At 67.8% G+C, this 18556-nt stretch carries 13 protein-coding genes; 7 read left to right on the forward strand and 6 right to left on the reverse strand.

What is annotated here, in order from left to right; translation table 11 throughout:
- Positions 1–29: 29 nt before the first annotated feature.
- From adhP to N5C25_RS11745, 3 genes are all read right to left on the reverse strand, one after another.
- The gene (gene adhP / locus N5C25_RS11735; RefSeq protein ID WP_279936983.1) at positions 30–1058 is read right to left on the reverse strand and encodes an alcohol dehydrogenase AdhP; all 1029 of its coding nucleotides are present in this window, start codon (positions 1056–1058) and stop codon (positions 30–32) included.
- A 96-nt stretch (positions 1059–1154) separates the two neighbouring features.
- Positions 1155–1793, reverse strand: coding sequence for a bifunctional 4-hydroxy-2-oxoglutarate aldolase/2-dehydro-3-deoxy-phosphogluconate aldolase (eda, locus tag N5C25_RS11740; protein ID WP_019658823.1), 639 nt, complete (start codon positions 1791–1793; stop codon positions 1155–1157).
- On the reverse strand, positions 1780–2799 hold the full coding sequence (locus N5C25_RS11745; RefSeq protein ID WP_026346897.1) for a sugar kinase: 1020 nt from the start codon (positions 2797–2799) through the stop codon (positions 1780–1782). Before N5C25_RS11745 ends, eda begins: the two co-directional genes overlap by 14 nt.
- A gap of 285 nt (positions 2800–3084) precedes the next feature.
- On the opposite strand from N5C25_RS11745, the gene N5C25_RS11750 reads away from it, so the two are divergent.
- On the forward strand, positions 3085–5835 hold the full coding sequence (locus tag N5C25_RS11750; RefSeq protein ID WP_029550752.1) for a TonB-dependent receptor: 2751 nt from the start codon (positions 3085–3087) through the stop codon (positions 5833–5835).
- Between the two features lie 138 nt (positions 5836–5973).
- Complete coding sequence (locus N5C25_RS11755; protein WP_279936984.1) at positions 5974–9777, forward strand: LamG-like jellyroll fold domain-containing protein; 3804 nt, start codon at positions 5974–5976, stop codon at positions 9775–9777.
- Positions 9778–9811: 34 nt separating this feature from the next.
- Here the strand turns inward: N5C25_RS11755 and N5C25_RS11760 are convergent, their stop codons facing one another.
- Genes N5C25_RS11760 through N5C25_RS11770 form a run of 3 tightly spaced genes read right to left on the reverse strand, consistent with a single transcriptional unit; the run spans position 9812 to position 13044 of the window.
- Positions 9812–10399, reverse strand: a complete 588-nt coding sequence (locus N5C25_RS11760) for a cysteine dioxygenase family protein (protein ID WP_279936985.1) — start codon at positions 10397–10399, stop codon at positions 9812–9814.
- A gap of 51 nt (positions 10400–10450) precedes the next feature.
- Positions 10451–12073: a carboxylesterase family protein gene (locus N5C25_RS11765; protein ID WP_206633135.1), complete on the reverse strand. Its 1623-nt coding sequence runs from the start codon at positions 12071–12073 to the stop codon at positions 10451–10453.
- Positions 12070–13044 carry an alpha/beta hydrolase gene (locus N5C25_RS11770; RefSeq protein WP_279936989.1) on the reverse strand — a complete coding sequence of 325 codons (975 nt, stop codon included), beginning with the start codon at positions 13042–13044 and terminating at the stop codon, positions 12070–12072. The genes N5C25_RS11765 and N5C25_RS11770 overlap by 4 nt, the downstream gene beginning before the upstream one ends.
- A 174-nt stretch (positions 13045–13218) precedes the next feature.
- On the opposite strand from N5C25_RS11770, the gene N5C25_RS11775 reads away from it, so the two are divergent.
- The 5 genes from N5C25_RS11775 to N5C25_RS11795 are packed head-to-tail and all read left to right on the forward strand — an operon-like array spanning position 13219 to position 18523.
- On the forward strand, positions 13219–14046 hold the full coding sequence (locus N5C25_RS11775) for a 2-keto-4-pentenoate hydratase (RefSeq protein ID WP_058983186.1): 828 nt from the start codon (positions 13219–13221) through the stop codon (positions 14044–14046).
- A gap of 40 nt (positions 14047–14086) precedes the next feature.
- Positions 14087–15088 (forward strand): TRAP transporter substrate-binding protein, encoded by a 1002-nt coding sequence (locus N5C25_RS11780; RefSeq protein WP_021204623.1) that lies wholly within the window; start codon positions 14087–14089, stop codon positions 15086–15088.
- Positions 15089–15098: 10 nt separating this feature from the next.
- Positions 15099–15629: a TRAP transporter small permease gene (locus N5C25_RS11785; protein ID WP_019658831.1), complete on the forward strand. Its 531-nt coding sequence runs from the start codon at positions 15099–15101 to the stop codon at positions 15627–15629.
- Positions 15630–15632: 3 nt separating this feature from the next.
- Entirely contained in the window at positions 15633–16916 is a 1284-nt protein-coding gene (locus N5C25_RS11790; protein WP_279936986.1) for a TRAP transporter large permease, read from the forward strand.
- Positions 16917–16933: 17 nt separating this feature from the next.
- Entirely contained in the window at positions 16934–18523 is a 1590-nt protein-coding gene (locus N5C25_RS11795; protein WP_019337389.1) for a family 43 glycosylhydrolase, read from the forward strand.
- The last annotated feature ends 33 nt before the right edge of the window (positions 18524–18556 follow it).

Raw genomic sequence — 18556 nt, forward strand, 5'->3', positions numbered from 1 at the left:
ACGGAGCAGCGGCGGCCATGCACAGGCAGTCAGGCGGCGAAGTCGAGCACCACGCGGCCTTCGATGGTGCCCGCGTGCATGCGCGCGAACACGTCGTTGATGTTTTCCAGGCGGTCGGTGCTGACGGTGGCGGCGACCTTGCCCTCGGCAGCGAACTGCAGCGATTCCTGCAGGTCCAGGCGGGTGCCGACGATCGAGCCGCGTACGGTGATGCCGTTGAGCACCATGCCGAAGATATCCAGCGGGAAGTTGCCGGGCGGCAGGCCATTGAGCGAGACAGTGCCGCCGCGGCGGACCATGCCCAGTGCCTGCTCGAACGCCTTCGGCGACACCGCGGTGACCAGTGCACCGTGTGCGCCACCGATCTCCTTCTTCAGGAAGGCGGCCGGGTCGGTGGTACGCGCGTTGACGGTGACCTGCGCGCCGAGCTTCCGCGCCAGCGCCAGTTTGTTGTCATCCACGTCCACCGCCGCCACGTTCAGGCCCATTGCGCGGGCGTACTGCACGGCCATGTGGCCCAGGCCACCGACACCGGAGATCGCCACCCAGTCACCGGGCCTGGTGTCGGTGACCTTCAGGCCCTTGTAGACGGTTACGCCGGCGCACAGCACCGGCGCGATCTCCACGAAGCCCACGTCCTTTGGAAGCAGGCCGACATAGTTGGCATCGGCCAGTGCGTACTCGGCGAAGCCGCCGTTGACCGAGTAACCGGTGTTGCGCTGCGTTTCGCACAGCGTTTCCCAGCCCCCCAGGCAGTGTTCGCAATGGCCACACGCCGAGTACAACCAGGGGATGCCGACCCTGTCGCCTTCCCTGACGTGCCCGACCCCGCCACCCACGGCCACGACGTGCCCCACGCCCTCGTGACCGGGGATGAACGGCGGGTTCGGTTTGACCGGCCAGTCGCCCTCGGCGGCGTGCAGGTCGGTGTGGCAGACACCACAGGCCTCGATCCTGACCAGTACCTCGCCCGCCCCCGGGCGTGGTACCGAGACTTCCTCGATGACCAGTGGCTTGCCGAACTCACGCACGACAGCGGCCTTCATGGTGGAATTCATGTTCGGATCTCCGTAGTGCGCTTGCCCACAGAATGACGCCGGCACGAGGCCGGCGCTTTGATCACGATCAAACCTTTGAAGATCCGTGCGCCGGGTTCAGCTGGCCAGCACCGAGGCCTCGCGGGCGAGGCGCTCGATGGCCTCCCAGTCGCGGGTCTGCAGCAGTGCCGGCGTGGTCAACCACGAGCCACCCACGCACAGCACGTTGGGCAGGTGCAGGAACTGCGGCGCGGTCTGCGCGCTGATGCCACCGGTCGGGCAGAAGCGCACGTCGGCGAATGGACCGTGCCAGGCCGCCAGCAGCGCCGCACCGCCGGCCTGCACGGCGGGAAAGAACTTGAACGTGTCTTGGCCGTGCTCCAGGCCCAGGATCAGGTCCGAGGCCGTGGCCGCACCGGGCAGGTACGGCAGGTCGGCATCGCGCGCGGCCGCGTACAGTGCCGGCGTGGCGCCGGGGGACACCGCGAAACGCGCTCCGGCCTGCTTCGCCGCCTGCATCTGCGCCGGGGTAAGCACGGTGCCGGCACCGATCACCGCGTCCGGTACGGCCTCGACCATGGCCGTGATCGCGTCCAGCGCCTGCGGCGTGCGCAGGGTCACTTCGATCACCGGCAGGCCGCCGCGGAACAGGGCCTGGGCCACTTCGACCGCGTCATTCACGTCTTCGGGGGTGTACACCGGAATCACCGGTGCCAGTTTCAGGACCGCGCGTACGCGCGGATCAGCGGCGGACATCGAATCGCTCCTCGCCCATCAGGGCCAGCACGTCAGCTTCGCTGACAGGATTGAAATCGCCGGGGATGGAGTGCTTCAGCGCCCCGGCGGCCAGGCCGAACCGCACGGTGGCGTCGGCATCAAGGCCGGACAGGATGCCATGCAGGATGCCGGCCGCGAAGGCATCACCGCCACCGATGCGGTCGACGATGCCCTGCAGATGACGCAGTGGGGCCTGTGCGCGGGTTCCGTCGCAACCCAGCAGCACAGCGCCCAGCACATGGTGGTCCACGCTCAGCACCTGCCGCTGCGTGCAGGCCATCCACTGCAGTTGCGGAAAGGCACCGAACGCGGCGGCAGCGGCCGCGTCGATCCGCTCCATCAGGTCCGGCTGGGTGAAGCGGGTGCCCAGTACGACCTCCATGTCGCGGTAGTCGGCGAACACGATGTCGGCCTGCGCGAACAGTTCGCGCAATACCGCCTGCGCATCGCCTCCCCAGCGCTGCCAGAGGCGGGGCCGGAAATTGCCGTCGAAGGAGACGCGGACACCGGCCTGTCTTGCCGCGCGCGCCGCCGCCAGCGTGGCCGCCGCCACGTGCGGGCCCAACGCCGGGCTGACCCCGGAGACGTGCAGCCACTGCGCGTCCTGCAGCAGCGCTGGCCAGTCGTAGTCGGCTGCAGTGCTGCGCGCGAACGCCGAATCCGCGCGGTCGTAGACCACTTCGCTCGCGCGCTGTACCGCGCCGGTGGTGAGGAAGTACAGGCCCATGCGGCCCTCGGCGTCCTCGCGCACACCGCGCGTATCCACGCCGTGCCGCCGCAGTTCACCCAGTACATGCGCCCCCAGCGCATTGCCGGCCACGGTGCTGACCATGGCCACCTGATGTCCAAGCCGGGACAGCGAGACACCCACGTTGGCTTCGGCCCCTCCCACATGGACCTGGAGTTGCGGCGACTGCAGCAGCAGTTCGTTGCCGGGGGCACCCAGGCGCAGCAACAACTCTCCAAAACACACGATACGACCCATCTCAGCTCCTTCACGCGTGCCACCAGCATGGGACACTGCATGGCGTGTAAGTGGGCCACGCGAGGGGCGTGGCGATTGGCTAGCGGTGTCATTCTAGACCGAAGACGTCTTGAGAGCGCTTGGGCGATATGTCGAAACCTTTGTCCTGCAAGCGTCTTGGAGACATTGCAAATCTGTTGCGGTGCAAGATGCCCGATCCCGGTGGTGCTGCTAACGTCGGTTTTGACTAGCGGTGTCATTTCGCCGCGCAGCTGCGATACCAGACCTTTGGGAGAGGGGAAAGGCATGCAATCTCGGATCCATGGAAAAAAGACACCGGTTACCTTGCTGGCCCTGGGGGTGGGACTCGCCCTGTCCACCAGCGCGGCCGCCCAGCAGCAGACCGCTACCGACCTGGACACGGTGAACGTCACAGGCTATCGCGCCAGTGTCGAAAAGGCGCTGGACATCAAGCGCGGCGAGGCCGGCGTGGTCGATGCCATCGTTGCCGAAGACATCGGCAAGTTTCCCGACCTCAATCTGGCTGAATCGCTGCAGCGCATTCCGGGCGTGGTGATCACACGCGAAGCCGGCGAAGGCCGCAACATCTCGGTGCGCGGCCTGGGCCCGGATTTCACCCGCGTGCGCATCAATGGGATGGAAGCGCTGACCACCGTCGGCGCCGGTGACCAGAGCGGTGGTACCAACCGCGGCCGCGGTTTCGACTTCAACGTGTTTGCCTCGGACCTGTTCTCGCAGCTGGTGGTGCGCAAGACCGCCTCGGCCGACGTCGAGGAAGGCTCGCTGGGTGCCACTGTCGACCTGCGCACCGCGCGCCCGTTCGACTACGACGGCTTCACCTTCGCCGCAAGCGGCCAGGCCGGCTACAACCAGATGGCCGAAAAGGCCGACCCGCGGCTGGCCGCGCTGGTCTCCAACACCTTCGCCGATGGTACCTTCGGCGCCCTCCTGTCGGTGGCCTACTCCGAGCGCCAGGCACTGGAGGAAGGCTCCAACACCGGCCGCTGGGCCAACGGCCCGAGCAATGGCAACTTCGCTGCGTCATCGCCGTTCGCCGCCGCACGCGCCGCTGATGTATTCCACCCGCGCTTCCCGCGCTACGTGCAGATGGAACACGAGCAGAAGCGCCTGGGCGTGACCGGCTCGCTGCAGTGGAAGCCCAGCGATGCCAGTGAAGTATCGCTGGACATGCTGTACTCGAAGATCGATGCCACCCGCGACGAGCAGTACATCGAAGCGATTTCCTTCAGCCGTGGCAGCAGCAGCACCCCGCGCCTGGTCGGCAAGCCGAGCACCATCGTCAGGAACGGCGAGATCCGCAACGGCGCGCTGCTGTACGGTGAATTCGACAACGTCGACATCCGTACCGAGAACCGCCACGACGAGTGGAGCACCGAGTTCAAGCAGATCAGCCTGAACGGCCAGCACCGTTTCGGCGACGACTTCACCGTGTCCGGCAAGCTGGGCATCTCGCGCTCCAGGCACGAGAATCCAGTGCAGACCACCGTCATCATGGACAAGTACGACGTCAAGGGCTACAGCTACGACTACCGTGGCAACAGCCGCTTCCCGATCCTCAACTACGGCATCGACCCGACCGACCCCAACGGTTGGGAACTGGCGGAAATCCGCCTGCGCCCGCAGTATGTGGACAACGACTTCGATACCGGCCAGATCGACTTCAACTGGAACATCAGCCCCGGCTTCCGCCTGAAGGGCGGCGTGCTTGCCAAGGACTACACGTTCAAGACCACCGAACTGCGCCGTGCCAGCGAACTGGCCGTGCCGACCTTCGCCAGCGGCAGCAGGATCGTGCCCGTGGACATGATCAACCAGGCCGGCCTGAAGGGCATCAATGGCAATCCATCCAACTGGGTGGTGCCGAACCTGGATGCAATCGCCGACCAGTTCGACATCTACAGCAACAGCGGCATCTATGCCGTCGCGCCGCGCGCCAACAACGTGCGCAGCGTGGAAGAGAAGGACCGTGGTGCCTACCTGATGGGCGAGTTCAGCACCGAAATCGGCTCGCTGCCGCTGTCGGGCAACTTCGGCGTGCGCTACGTGCGCACCAGGCAGACCTCCACCGGGCTGTCGACGCTGGCCAGTGGTACCACCTCCACCACCGCCACCCGCACCTACGATGACACCCTGCCCTCGTTCAACCTGGTGGCCGAAGTCACGCCCGATTTCCTGATCCGCCTGGGTGCGGCCAAGGTCATGACCCGCCCGGGCCTGGGCAGCCTGACGCCGGGTGCAACCGTGGCCGTGGCCGGTGGTGCGCGCACCATCTCCAGCGGCAATCCCAACCTGGACCCGACGCGCGCCACCAATGTCGACCTGGGCTTCGAGTGGTACTTCGCCGAAGGCGCGATGGCGGGCCTGGGCCTGTTCTACAAGGACATCGAGACCTCGGTGCAGACCCTGCGCGAGAACCGCCCGTACACCGACAGCGGCCTGCCTGCCGAACTGCTGACCGGTACCGGCGCCTCGCCCACCGACGACTTCACCTTCACCCGGCCAGTCAATACCCCCGGCGGTGAGCTGTACGGCGCCGAGGCGAACTACACCCAGCCCTTCACTTTCCTGCCGGGCAAGTGGTCGAACCTGGGCGTGCAGCTGAACTACACCTGGGTCGAATCGAAGATCCAGTACATCAACTCGGCTGGCCAGCCGGTGATGAAGAACGATCTGCTGGGCCTGTCCAAATCGTCATGGAACGCAACGCTGTTCTACGAAGGCGAGACCTTCGCTGGCCGCGTCTCCGCCACCAACCGCGATGACTACCTCACCCAGGTGCCCGGTCAGGAAACCGGCTTCAACCTGGACGGCTACCACGGCATGACCGGCACCACGGTCATTGATGCGTCCATCCGCTACAAGATCAGCGACCAGCTGGAACTGAGCCTGGAAGGCATCAACCTGACCAACGAAGCCTCGGATGAATGGGTGTACTCGCCCGCCACCGGCCGCCTGCCACTCCAGTACACCGAAACCGGCCGCCAGTTCCTGCTGGGCGTGCGCTACAAGTTCTGAGCAACGCCGGCGGCGCGTGCCGATACGCGCCGCGGTTCGCCATGACCGCTGCTGCGCCGCAAGGTGCCGCTGCGGCGTGGCCTTGCTACGGTCCGGCGGCCCGCCGCCGGCCGTCGCCCGTTGAAAGGAAATGTCTCCATGCCGCACCGCACGACCGTGTCCCGCTGCCTGCTGCTGGCAGTGGCCCTGGCTGCAGGCCCCGCGACGGCCGCCGCCGATGTCCCCACCCTGCTCTTCCATGTGGATGCCAATCACGGCCTGCAGGCCGTGACCGCTCACGGTGAGGCCGTAGCGAACTTTCGCGACAAGGTCGCGGTGGTCGACGACGGCGAGCATGGCAAGGCCATCCAATGGGAAGACGACGGCGTGCTTGCCTGGGACGCGCCGGGCAACATCCTGGCCCAGCGCGGCACACTGGCCTTCGACTGGCGTTCACGCTACGCGGTGGGAGAAGCGCCGTTCGTGATCTTCCGCGTCGGCTACGCCGACCACAGCAGCTGGGACATGGCCTGGCTGCGCATCGACTGGAACGGGCACGGCTTCGATGCCTTCGTCACCGATGCCAACCTGGCACGCACACGCGTGTCGTTCCGCATGGATGCACTGCCGCGTCCCGACCAGTGGTTGCACCTGGCCTTCGCCTGGGATGAGGACCACGGCGTGCGCCTGTTCATCGATGGCCGCGAAGTGGCGCGCGCGCAGGCCACCGGCGATTACGATGCCGCGCTGGACCAGCTCGGCCTGGCCGGGCGGGTGATGGCACCGTACCAGGTGCAGAGTCGCTACAACTTCCTGCGTGGGAGCGATTTCCAGCACATCCGGGTCTACGACCGCATGCTGGATGCGCCGGCGGTGGCAACGCTGGCGCGCGGGCGCGAGCCAGCCAGCGCCGTGGCGATCGGCGATGGCACGCGCGCCTGGCGCCACCGCTTCGGCTGGGAAGGGGCTGCACCCCCAGCGTTGGCGGCCGGCGGCACCCGCATCCGCAAGATCGAATTCGCCGACACCCGCGACCTGAAGGCGTGGATGTGGAAGGCCACCGATGGCATCGCCGAAACCACTTGGCCGGGCGTGTACAACCGCTCGCGCCTGCCCGGCCGCAATGACTACTTCCAGCTTCCGGACTGGAACACCTATGTGGAAGGCGGCCAGCACCTGGACCTGACCCTGCCGGCCACCGAAACGGTGAACCGGGTGGAGATCCGTGGTGCGGCCTTCGGCACCCTTTCCCACGGGCCCGACGCCGGACATGCCACCGACGTGCTGGTCACGCGCCCGCGCGGCGTGGTGCGCAGCGTCGACGACATTGCCGCGCAGCGCGGCGGCGTGCTGCGTTTCAGCAACGTCGAGCAGGAAACACCGATCCAGGAAATCTGGGCCTACCACGTGAGCGAGGGCGGCGAGCCGGAAGGCACGGTGAAGCAGACCTACATCATCGACAGCCACGCGCTGCCCGACTACACCAACCTGGACGCATTGCGCCGCTACATCGACGGACGTTTCCCGGCCGCCGAACGCAGCACGGTGATGGCGCTGCCGAAGGGCGCCGGTTCCCGCCGCCGGGATGCCGGCACCCTGCCCGCACATCCGCAGCCGATCGTGCACGTGCTGATTCCTTCCGGGGTAGGTGACGCGCCGGCCAACCAGCCGCTGATCCGCAGCTGGGCCTACAGCTGGGAGAACATGCACGACGGCCTGGACGGCGTGGCCATCGACCTTCCCGCGCTGGACCTGCCGCCCACCCACGATGGACTGATCCCGCTGAACATCCGCATCAAGGATCCGATCTGGCCGGCGCGCGACATGATCGATGTATCGGTGTCGGTGCCGCCACGGCAGGCGCGCACGCTGTGGCTGGACCTGCGCGATCGCATCCTCACCCCGGACAGCCTGTGGCTGAGCATCGCCTCGGCCGCACCAGGCTTCGATGCCGATGCCCTCGACGGTGCGCAGGTCCGGCTGGTGTTCAAGCCGCGTGCCGACGCGCTGAAGGAGCACGTGGCCGATCGCTTCAACCAGGTCCGCGACAACTGGGGCTTCCTGGTGGAAGAGCACACCACGTCCAAGCGCCAGCGCCTGTACGCGCGCGTGTACGCGGACCTGAGCGACCTGCTGCGGGTGGACCCGGACCATGAACTCGGCCGCCTGTACTGGAACTACATCAGCTACAACAGCCAGGGCCGCCCGCCCTACACGGCGCCTGCCGTGCCCAGGGGCGTGCCGGCGTGGGCATTCAACCAGGTGCAGGACCTGGCGCAGGTGCGGCAGTTCGTCGACTGGTGGATCGACGAACGGCAGGTGGCCTACGGTGACTTCGGTGGTGGCATTTCGGACGATTCCGACCTGACCCAGCAGTGGCCGGGGCTGGCCCTGATGGGCGTGCAGCCGGATCGATTGAACGCCTCGCTGACCGCGCTGTCCGACGCGGTGTACCGCAACGGCATGTTCAGCAACGGCTTGAGTACCATCGAGACCGACGAGCTGCATTCCTATGAGGAAGGCATCAACACCAACAGCGCCATGCTCTACCTCAACTGGGGCGATCCGCTGACGCTGGAACGCCTGATGGAAACGGTGAAGGCCTTCGACGAGCGCATCATCCTGCGCAACCCGCAGGGCCACCTGCTGTTCTCCAGCAACTGGTTCGGTGGCAACAAGGTCTACCGCGAACCGAACTGGCAGTGGCAGAAGCCGTATTCGTTCCCGGTGCTGCACCCGGCGTTCCTGCTGGGCCAGTACAACGCCGATCCCACCGGCCGCGGGCTGGTGATCGGCCTGGCCGATGGCTATCTGGCCCACGCAGGCAAGGACGACAAGGGACGCTTCACCCTGCCCAACGAGATCAACTGGGCCAGTGGTGCCACCCGCGGCGGCGAGTTGAACAACGGCTCCGGCAGTGGCGACACGATGCACACCTTCTGGGCGGCGTGGCGCTGGAGCGGCGATGCGAAGTACCTGCAGGCACTGGACTACCGCGTGGCCCGTGGCGGCCCGGGCGCACTGGCCAACCTGGGCGAAAACGTCGTGGACGTACTGGGCCGGCAACAGGACTGGTATCCGCTGCTGCGCGCCGAGGCCGACGCGGGAAAAACCGGCTTCGCCAGCCTGATGGCCTGGCAGGCCAGCGGCGACAGGTCATACATCGCCGCCCTGCATGCCGACGGCCTGCAGGCGAAAGTGCAGCGCGCGTACATGAACACCGACGGCCACTGGTGGTCCGACCGCGTGGAAGCGCCCAGTGAATTCCTCCAGCGCGCACGCCTGGGTGGGATCGCGCTGAAGCGCAACCAGAGTTGGCCCGGCCACACCGTCAGCTGGCGCTTCGACCGCGATGGAGCGGCCGAACAGGTCGCCCTGCTGGTGCATGCGCCGTCGCGTGAACGTTTCACCGTTACCAGCTACAACCTGGGCACGCGCACCATCGGCGCCGACATGACCGGCTGGAACGTGGCCAGCGGGACCTGGCGGATACGCAGCGGCGTGGATGCCGATGGCGATGGCCACATCGACGGCACGCCCGCCGAACGCCGCGTACAGCTGGAAACCAGCGCTTCGGTGGCGCTGCAGTTCCGTCCCGGGCGTACCGAGGTGTTCGAGTTCGAACGCGTGTCCGAGGGAACACCGGTGGAAACACGGCCGGACCTGGGCGTGGGTCGCGGCGACGTACGCATCGACGGCAGCCAGCTGCAGGTGACCGTGCACAGCCTGGGCCATGTCGGCACCGGCGTGGCCGTAGCAATGCTGGAAGACGCGCGCGGTCGCGAGATCGCCCGCACGGACGTGCCGGCGCTGGGGGCACCCAGTGACCTGCAGCCGAAGACCGTGCAGGTCTGGTTGCCGTTGCCGGCCGGTGACCGCAGCGGCCTGCGCGTGCGCGTGGCGCTGGCCGACGGTGGCGAGGAAGTGACCCGGCTCAACAACGTGGTCGGCGTGCCGCGATGATGCCTGCATTACGCCGGGCGTGATCCGGCGTGGGTCAGGACGCCTCGGTCTCCAGCCGTTTCATCCGGCGCTGGTACCAGCCATCATCCAACGGCTCGAACACCGCGCTGCGTTCCATCGCGCCCTCGTAGACATGCAGCGACACGGCCACGTCCGCGTCGCTGGCGTTGCACAGCGTGTGGTACTCGTGCGGCGGAATCAGGCTGCCGGCGCTACCGCGGTGCCCGTACAGCGTGGGCTGGGCGGCAAAGCGATGACGTTCGCCATCCTGTTCAATCAGCGCATAGGGAGTGACGATCAGTTCGCCCTGCCAGACGCCTTCCACGCACCACATCGCATCGTGGTCGTGCAGCGGCGTGCCCTGGCCCGGGCCCCAGCACATGGCGATGACGCTGTAGCCCAGGGTCGGGCTGCGGTGCAGTTCACGGCGTGCGTAATGCCCTTCGACCGGGCGCCGCACGCAGGGGGGCAGCTGGATGGACGGATCGACGATGGCCTCGCGCAGCACCTGCTGCAGCGCACCGGTAATGGCCTCCGGCGTGCCCAGCATCACCGCGGCATCGATCGCAGCGAACAGCCGCTCCCGGCCGGTGAATGACGGTGGCAAGGACATCGTTCCCATGCCCCGACTCTAGCCGAGAGGGGTTAACAGAATGTTTGCACCGCGGTGTCATCACTGCGTGCCGCGCTGCACGAACGGTACTTTTGCATACAGCGCACGTTCGCCGGCACGAGGATCGTCCACCACGCCGCTCTGGCGATCAAACAGCATGGTCTGCCGCCGGGGCAGCGCGTAGGGGGGCCATTGCGGCATTCCGCGATGATTGGGGTCGCCGTTGCGCGCGAAGGCGATCAGTGCGTCGCTCATTGTCGCCGCCAGCGTATGCGCGTCCGCGCCGCCACCGGTGCGTGCGCCGGGCAGGCCGGCGTTGTCGAACACCAGCGGGATGTCCAGCGTGTGGAAGGCGCGCAGCCGGCCTTGCTCCACCGGTGAGCCCCAGTCCAGCTGGTAGGCCCAGGTGGGCGCGGCCCCGCTGGGCTGGCGCGCACGCGCTTCCAGCTCCTCCACTGCGCCGCGCCAGGAGCGTCCTGCGGTAGTGGCCGCGAAGAACACCTCCGAAGGCGTGTAATGCGGGTACAGGCGCCGGTACTCGGCGATCACCGTCTGCGGCAGCAGATCCACGAACTGCTGGCGTTGCAGCTGTGCCGGCAGCGTCTCCCAGGTCAAGGTGAAGTTGGCCGGATCGTTGCCGAGGAAGGCACGGGTCTCGTCGCGCGTATTGCCGATGACCATCGGAATGCTGGCCGACTGCCGCGGCGCCTGCGGCCAGAACGGATGCACCGGAAGGGAGACTTCGTCCAGTACCGGCCCGAAGTACAGCGACGTGCTTTCCACCCGCGATGGATCGCGGGCACGGGTGGCTGCAAGCAGATCGGTGGCCGGGACCCGCAGCAGGGCAGACAGGTCCTTTGCACCCACTGCCTCCATTGCGATGGCAGCGCGCTGCGCGGCGGCACGCGGGCCGGCCGCGGTGACCTGCTGCCCGCTCATCGTCCACGCGCGCTGGAACAGGCCGCGTGCCGCCGGCATCGCCATCAGCGTGGCGATCTTGGCGCCGCCCCCGGACTGGCCGAACACGGTGATGTTTCCAGCGTCACCGCCGAAGATCGCCGCGTGCTCGCGAACCCACTGCAGCGCCTGTACCAGGTCGAGCTGGCCGACATTCCCCGACGCGGCGTAGCGCGCGTCGCCAAGTGCGCCCAGGTACAGGTAACCGAAGGTGTTCAGCCGATGATTGAGGGTCACCACCACCACATCGCCGCGGCGGCACAGCGCACTGCCGTCGTACAGCGGATCGCTGCCGGAGCCGTTGTTGAACCCACCCCCGTGTATGTAGACCAGCACCGGGCGGCGGCCGCCATCCCCCAGTGCGGGGGTCCAGACGTTGAGGAACAGGCAGTCTTCGCTGCCGGGGCCTTCCGCGCCGCCCTGCGGTGCGGCCGCGCCATAGTCCAGTGCATCGGCGATCCCGTTCCATGCCGCTTCCCGGCGTGGTGGCTGGAAGCGATGGGTGCCGGTATCGGCGCCGTAGCGCACACCGCGGAATACCAGCACGCCTTGTTCATGCTGGCCGCGCAGGCGCCCCCCGCGCACGCGGACGATCGGCAGGCGTTCGTCGCGTGCACCGGGCATCGCCGCTGCCGGCAGTGCCACCAGCGTGGCCGTGGCCAGCGCCCAGCGCGCGCTGTCGCGCAGGAAACGGCGGCGCTGCAGATCGTCGGGTGCTCCCGTCATCGGCTGCGCTCCGCATCCTTTCCTGCTGTCAGCCATGCCTGCGCCAGCGCTGGCCACTGCGCCAGGGTGGAGCCGGGCTGCAGGCGCATGCCGAAGCCGTGGCCACCATGGGCGAACACATGCAGTTCGTGCTCGACGCCCGCCCTGACCAGCGCCTGCGCCATCACCTCGCTGTTGTGCACGCTGACCACGCGATCGTCGTTGGCATGGATCAGCATCGTCGGCGGCATGTCCGCACGCACGTGCTCCTGCACCGAGTACTGCGTCGCCAATGCGGGGTCAGGGCGCTCGCCCAGCAATCGCCCGCGCGAACCACTGTGCGCATGCGCGCCCATGTCGATGACCGGGTAGACCAGCACCGCCCGTGCCGGGCGCGCGCTCAGCTGATCGATCGCATCGCGTGCGGGATAGACCGGCGCATCGAAGCCGGTGGCCAGCCGCGCAGCCACGTGGCCGCCGGCGGAAAAGCCCATGACCGCCACATTGTCCGCCTCCAGGCCGCGGCGCGCGGCCTGGTCGCGCACGACCCGCAGCGCACGCTGGGCATCGGCCAGCGCCGCCTGGCGGTCCCTGCCCGGCTGCGGCAGGCGGTAGCGAAGCACGAACAGGGTGAAGCCTGCCCGCTGCACCCAGTCCGGCACCAGCGCGCTGCCCTCCTTGTCGATTACCACCCGCTGGTAGCCGCCGCCCGGAATGACCAGCACCGCCTGCCCGTTCGGACGTGGCGGCGCGTGCACGATCATGTATGGCGCATCGATCCCGTCCACGAACCGGTCCGGATGGGCCGGATCGGGGCTGCGCTCAACCACCCGCGCCTTCCGTGCCGGAGCGCTCTGGCCAGGTACCTGGCCGTCCGGCCACAGCGGCAGGCGTTCGCCCGCCACCTCCCCGGCAAGCCGCTGGCCGTCGCGCAGCGGGACGTCGCTGGCACGTGCCGGGGCAAGCGTCAACAGAACGCACAGGAACAGCACAAGAGGGGGTAGACGCATGGCGGACCGGGCTCCAGCGAAGGGTGGGCAGCGTGCCGCAGGCGCCCCGGAAGCGGGTGTGATGCGCTGCGGCTTGCGTGATGACACCGGTTTACCATATACACCTCCTGCAGACGCTGTCGATGGGCAGTGCAACAACGCAGAGGGAGACCGTTCTTGAGCAACGAACACGGCACACAGGGGCAAAGGCCGGCGCCGGACGGTGCAGCCGCCATCGCCCGCGCCTTCACCGATGCACGCCGCGCAGGCAAGGCCCTGCCCGCGTTCCCCGGAGAGATCCCCGTCGATCTGGTGGCTGCCTACCACGTGCAGGACCAGGCCATTGGCCTGTGGAGCGATACGGTGGTCGGCTGGAAGGTGGGTTACATCGCTGCCGAGCGCCGCGACGGCTCCGGCGATGAGCGCCTGCTGGGGCCGATCTTCAAACGTCAGCTCTGGAATGATACCGGTGGAACAGCCGACATCCCGGTCTTCGTCGGGGGCTTCGGCGCAGTCGAAGCAGAGTACGTGCTGGAGCTGTTGGAGGACGCGCCGGCCGGACAGCTGGACTGGTCCCCGGAACAGGCCGAAGCGCTGCCTGCGCGCCTCTATATCGGCGTGGAAGTGGCCAGCAGCCCGCTGGCCACCATCAACGAACTTGGTCCGCGCGTGGTGGTGTCCGACTTTGGCAACAACAACGGCCTGGTGCTGGGCCCGGAGATCGTCGACTGGACCGCACGCGACGAAAACTCGCTGCGTGCCGAGACACTGATCGAAGGTGAGGTGGTCGGCACCGGTGGCGCCACCCGCCTGCCCGGTGGCCTGCGCGCGGCCTATGCCTTTGCGCTGTCCCGTTCGGCCCTGCGTGGCCGGCCGCTGCGCAAGGGCGACCTGATCGCCACCGGCAATGCCACCGGCATCCACGATATCGAGGCAGGACAAACGGCGCTGGTGCGCTTTGCCGGCTTCGGTGACATTGCCTGCCGGGCCGTGCCCGCGGGATGACCGCGGGGCTGCCCTGGTGAACACGCGCGGGAGGGCGCAGATGATCACACGACGTAACTTCCTGGCCGGTGGCGCTGCTGCCCTGGCCACCCCGATGCTCGCCGCCTGTGGCCGCGGGCCGGGCGGCGATATGGCCGGTGGCGCGCTGTTGACCGCCACCGACGTGCATGTGGCCGACTACCCTACCGTCACCGCGGTGAAGTGGATCGGCGAAACGCTGCAGCGCGAAACCAACGGTCGCCTGCGCCTGCGTCAGTACCACTCCGGCCAGCTGGGCCGCGAATCCGAGGCGATCGACATGGCGCGCTTCGGCGCCATCGATATCACCCGCGTGTATGCCGGTGCGCTGAACAATGCCTTTCCGCTGACCCAGGCGCTGTGCCTGCCCTACGTGTTCACGTCGGTGGCGCACCAGCGTGCCGCGCTGGATGACGGTGTGGCCGAAGCCGTGCTGCGCGGCTTCCAGGGCCGCGGCCTGGTCGGCCTGGCGATCTACGATTCCGGTGCACGCTGCTTCTACAACACCAAGCACCCCATCGTTTCGCCCAAGGACCTGCACGGCCTGAAGCTGCGCGTCGCCTCATCGGACATCTTCATCCAGCTGATGCGCCTGCTCGGCGCCAATCCGACGCCGATGTCGCTGGGCGACACGTTCTCCGGGATGGAAACCCACATGATCGACGGCGCCGAGAACAACATGCGCAGCTTCCATTCCAGCCGCCACTTCGAAGCGGCGCACTACTGGTCGCAGAGCGACCATTCGTACGCGCCGGATGTGTTGCTGATGTCGCGCGCCAGTTTCGAACGCCTGTCGCCTGACGACCGCCAGCTGCTGCTGCAGACCGCGCGCGCGTCGGTGAAGGTGATGCGCGAGCAGTGGGATGCGTCGGAGGACGCCGCACGCCGCGCCGTGCTGGCCTATGGGGTGAAAGCCAACGAGGTGGACATGCCCGCCTTCCGCACCGCCGCCCAGCCGCTGCTGCAGCAGTACCTGCAGCAGCCGGAGATCGCCGCGCTGGTCGACCGCATCCGCGCCGCCTGAGGACACTGCCATGATCGAGACGACGACGCCCGCCACCGGGCCTGGCCAGCGCCTGCTGGACCGCATCGCCGACATCGCCATCTACGGCGCCGTTGCTGCCCTGCTGGGGCTGGTGGTGGTGCAGGGCTGGCAGGTGTTCGCGCGCTACGTGATCAACGATTCGCCCAGCTGGACCGAGCCGGTCACGCTGCTGCTGCTGGCCACGGCGATGAGCCTGGGTGCCGCCTGCGGTGTGCACACCAACCGCCACTTCGGCTTCTTCCTGCTGCATGCCTACCTGGGCCCCGGCCTGCGCCGTGCGGTGGACGTGCTGGTGCAGCTGGTGGTGGCGGTGCTGGGAGGCTTCATCGCCTTCTGGTCGGGTGATCTGCTGCTCGACGGCCTGGACATCAAGACCGCCGGCGCCGATCTGCCGCAGAGCATCAACTACCTGCCACTGGCGGTGGGCGGCGGGCTGATGCTGCTGTTCGCGCTGAACCGTGCGTGGAACGCGCTGCAGGCCCGCGCCACCGGCGCCGAAGACGCTGAAGGAGATCGTTGATCCATGGGTATCACCATCCTGTTCTCCGTGTTTGCCGTGCTGCTGCTGCTCGGCGTGCCGGTGGCCTACGCGCTGGCCGCTGCCGCGCTGGCCACCCTGCTCTACCTGGATATCCCCAGCATCGTGCTGGTGCAGCAGATCTCGGCCGGTACCGGCTCGGCCTCGCTGATCGCCATTCCGTTGTTCATCTTCGCGGGCGAGATCATGATGCGCGGCGGCATCTCCGAGCGCCTGATCGCCCTGGCCTCGTCGCTGGTGGGGCGCTTGCGCGGTGGCCTCGGCCAGGTCTCGATCCTGTCCTCGCTGTTCTTCGGCGGCGTGTCCGGCTCGGCCATCGCCGACGTTTCGGCGGTCGGCGGCACGATGATCCCGCAGATGGTCAAGCGCGGCTACGACCGCGATTTCGCCGTCAACGTCAGCATCACCGCCGCGCTGGTGGCGCTGCTGGTGCCGCCGTCGCACAACCTGATCCTGTTCTCGGCCGCTGCCGGTGGGGGCCTGTCCATCGCCGACCTGTTCGCCGCCGGCATTGTCCCCGCGCTGCTGATGACGTTGGCGCTGATGGTCACCGGCTATGCGGTGGCGCGCCGCCGCGGCTATGGCGTGGAGGTCTTTCCCGGCTGGCGCGCCGTGGCCCTGCGCATCGTCTCCGCCCTGCCTGGCCTGGGTCTGGTCGCGCTGATCTTCATCGGTATCCGTGCCGGCATCTTCACCGCAGTGGAAAGCGCAGCCATCGCCGTGGTCTACGCCTTGCTGGTGACCACCGTGCTGTACCGGCAACTGCGCTGGCGCGAGTTCTTCGACACCGTCATCCACGCTGCGCGCAGCACGGGCGTGATCCTGTTCGTGATCGCCACCGCTGCCGTGTTTGGCTGGCTGCTGGCCTACCTGCAGGTGCCCGCGGCCGCCGTCGAGTTCCTGCAGTCGTTCGCGCACAGCCAGCTCATGGTGCTGCTGATGATCGTGGTGATGCTGCTGCTGCTGGGCACCTTCATGGACCTGGCGCCGATGATCCTGATCTGCACGCCGATCTTCCTGCCGGTGGCGCGCGCCTACGGCATCGATCCGATCCACTTCGGCCTGGTGCTGGTGCTCACCGGTGGCCTGGGTCTGGTCACGCCCCCGGTGGGCTCGGTGCTGTTCATCGGCACGGCCATCGGCAAGATCAGCGTGGGCCAGAGCATGCGCACGATCTGGCCGTTCTGGTTCGCCGCGCTCGCCGTGCTGCTGGTCGTGGCCTTCTTCCCCTCACTGTCGTTGTGGCTGCCCGCCGCGCTGCGCGGCTGAGCCACAAGGAGACTGCCATGCGTGCACTGTGTATCGCCGCCACCATCACTCTGCTTGTGCTGTTGCTGCCGGCACGGCCTGCACCCGCGGCGGAGCCCGCGCGCGCCCCGGCGCAGTGGGCGCGGGGGCTGGAACACCAGCGCCAGGCGGACCGGGGCGATGGCACGTTCCTCAATCCGGTGCTGGCCGGTGACCATCCGGATCCCTCGGTGCTCAAGGACGGGGACGATTACTACCTCACGCTGTCGTCGTTCGACGCCTACCCCGGCCTCCCGATCTGGCACTCGCGCGACCTGGTGAACTGGCAGCCGCTGGGACATGCGGTCACCCGCAACGTGGGGGCGATCTGGGCGCCGGACATCGTCAAGCATCGGGGGCGCTACTTCATCTACTTCCCGGCCCGCACCGGCGAGCGCCGCAGCAACTTCGTGGTCTGGGCCGATGACATCAAGGGCCCGTGGAGCGCGCCGATCGACATCGGCCTGGGTGGCTACATCGATCCCGGCCATGCAGTGGGTGAAGACGGCAAGCGCTACCTGTTCCTCAGTGGCGGTGATTACGTGCAGCTGGCCGACGACGGGTTGAGCGTGGTCGGCACGCCGAAACACGTCTATGACGGCTGGCGCTACCCGCAGGACTGGGACGTTGAGGCCTACGCGCAGGAAGGCCCGAAGATCCACGTCCGCGACGGCTGGTACTACATGACCACGGCAGTGGGCGGCACCGCCGGTCCGCCGACCGGGCACATGGTGATCACCGCACGCTCGCGTTCGATCCATGGACCATGGGAGAACGCGCCCAACAACCCGATCACGCGCACGCAGTCGGCGGCCGAGCCCTGGTGGTCACGCGGCCACGCCACGGTGATCGAAGGGACCGATGGACGCTGGTGGATGATGTACCACGGGTACGAGAACGGCTTCTGGACGCTGGGTCGGCAGGCCCTGCTCGAACCGATCGAATGGACCGCTGACGGCTGGTTCCGGGCCACGGGCGGAGACCTTGGTCAGCCACTGCGCAAGCCGGCCGGACAGGCGCTGTCGCCGCATGGCATGGCGCTGTCGGATGATTTCCGCGGCAGCACGCTTGGCCCGCAGTGGGCGTTCTTCAACCCGGCGCAGGATGAGTACCGCCGGCTGGGTTTCAGTGGCAACGGCCTTGTCCTGCAGGGCAAGGGCAGCACGCCGCGCGACGCCTCGCCGCTGACCACCATCGCCGGCGACCGGGCCTATCAGTTCGAGGTGGAGATGGAGATCGCCCCCGGTGCCGTGGGCGGCGCGCTGCTGTTCTACAGCGACCGGCTGTACGCGGGCGTGGGCAGCAACGGCGAGTCGTTCATCATGCATCGCTACGGCGAGGAGCGCCCTGCCCGACCGGCCCCGGGCCGCGGCGGCCGGCTGTGGTTGCGGGTGACCAACAACCGCCACATCGTCACCTTCCACTCCAGCACCGACGGGCACACTTGGCAGAAGTATCCGGTTCAGATGGAAGTGTCCGGTTACCATCACAATGTCGCGGGCAGGTTCCTGGCGTTGAAGCCGGCGCTGTATGCGGCCGGCGACGGTGCGGTAACCTTCCGCAACTTCCGCTACCGCGCGCTGGACTGAGCGCGGAGCCGGAATCCCCAGACTTACCGGGTT

This window comes from Stenotrophomonas sp. GD03958 (assembly GCF_029839005.1).
Taxonomy (GTDB): Bacteria; Pseudomonadota; Gammaproteobacteria; order Xanthomonadales; family Xanthomonadaceae; genus Stenotrophomonas; species Stenotrophomonas hibiscicola.

Coding starts and splice junctions, on each gene's coding strand:
- adhP (WP_279936983.1), bottom strand. CDS start 1,058: ATGAATTCCACCATGAAGGCCGCTGTCGTGCGTGAGTTCGGCAAGCCA.
- eda (WP_019658823.1), bottom strand. CDS start 1,793: ATGTCCGCCGCTGATCCGCGCGTACGCGCGGTCCTGAAACTGGCACCG.
- N5C25_RS11745 (WP_026346897.1), bottom strand. CDS start 2,799: ATGGGTCGTATCGTGTGTTTTGGAGAGTTGTTGCTGCGCCTGGGTGCC.
- N5C25_RS11750 (WP_029550752.1), top strand. CDS start 3,085: ATGCAATCTCGGATCCATGGAAAAAAGACACCGGTTACCTTGCTGGCC.
- N5C25_RS11755 (WP_279936984.1), top strand. CDS start 5,974: ATGCCGCACCGCACGACCGTGTCCCGCTGCCTGCTGCTGGCAGTGGCC.
- N5C25_RS11760 (WP_279936985.1), bottom strand. CDS start 10,399: ATGGGAACGATGTCCTTGCCACCGTCATTCACCGGCCGGGAGCGGCTG.
- N5C25_RS11765 (WP_206633135.1), bottom strand. CDS start 12,073: ATGACGGGAGCACCCGACGATCTGCAGCGCCGCCGTTTCCTGCGCGAC.
- N5C25_RS11780 (WP_021204623.1), top strand. CDS start 14,087: ATGATCACACGACGTAACTTCCTGGCCGGTGGCGCTGCTGCCCTGGCC.
- N5C25_RS11785 (WP_019658831.1), top strand. CDS start 15,099: ATGATCGAGACGACGACGCCCGCCACCGGGCCTGGCCAGCGCCTGCTG.
- N5C25_RS11790 (WP_279936986.1), top strand. CDS start 15,633: ATGGGTATCACCATCCTGTTCTCCGTGTTTGCCGTGCTGCTGCTGCTC.
- N5C25_RS11795 (WP_019337389.1), top strand. CDS start 16,934: ATGCGTGCACTGTGTATCGCCGCCACCATCACTCTGCTTGTGCTGTTG.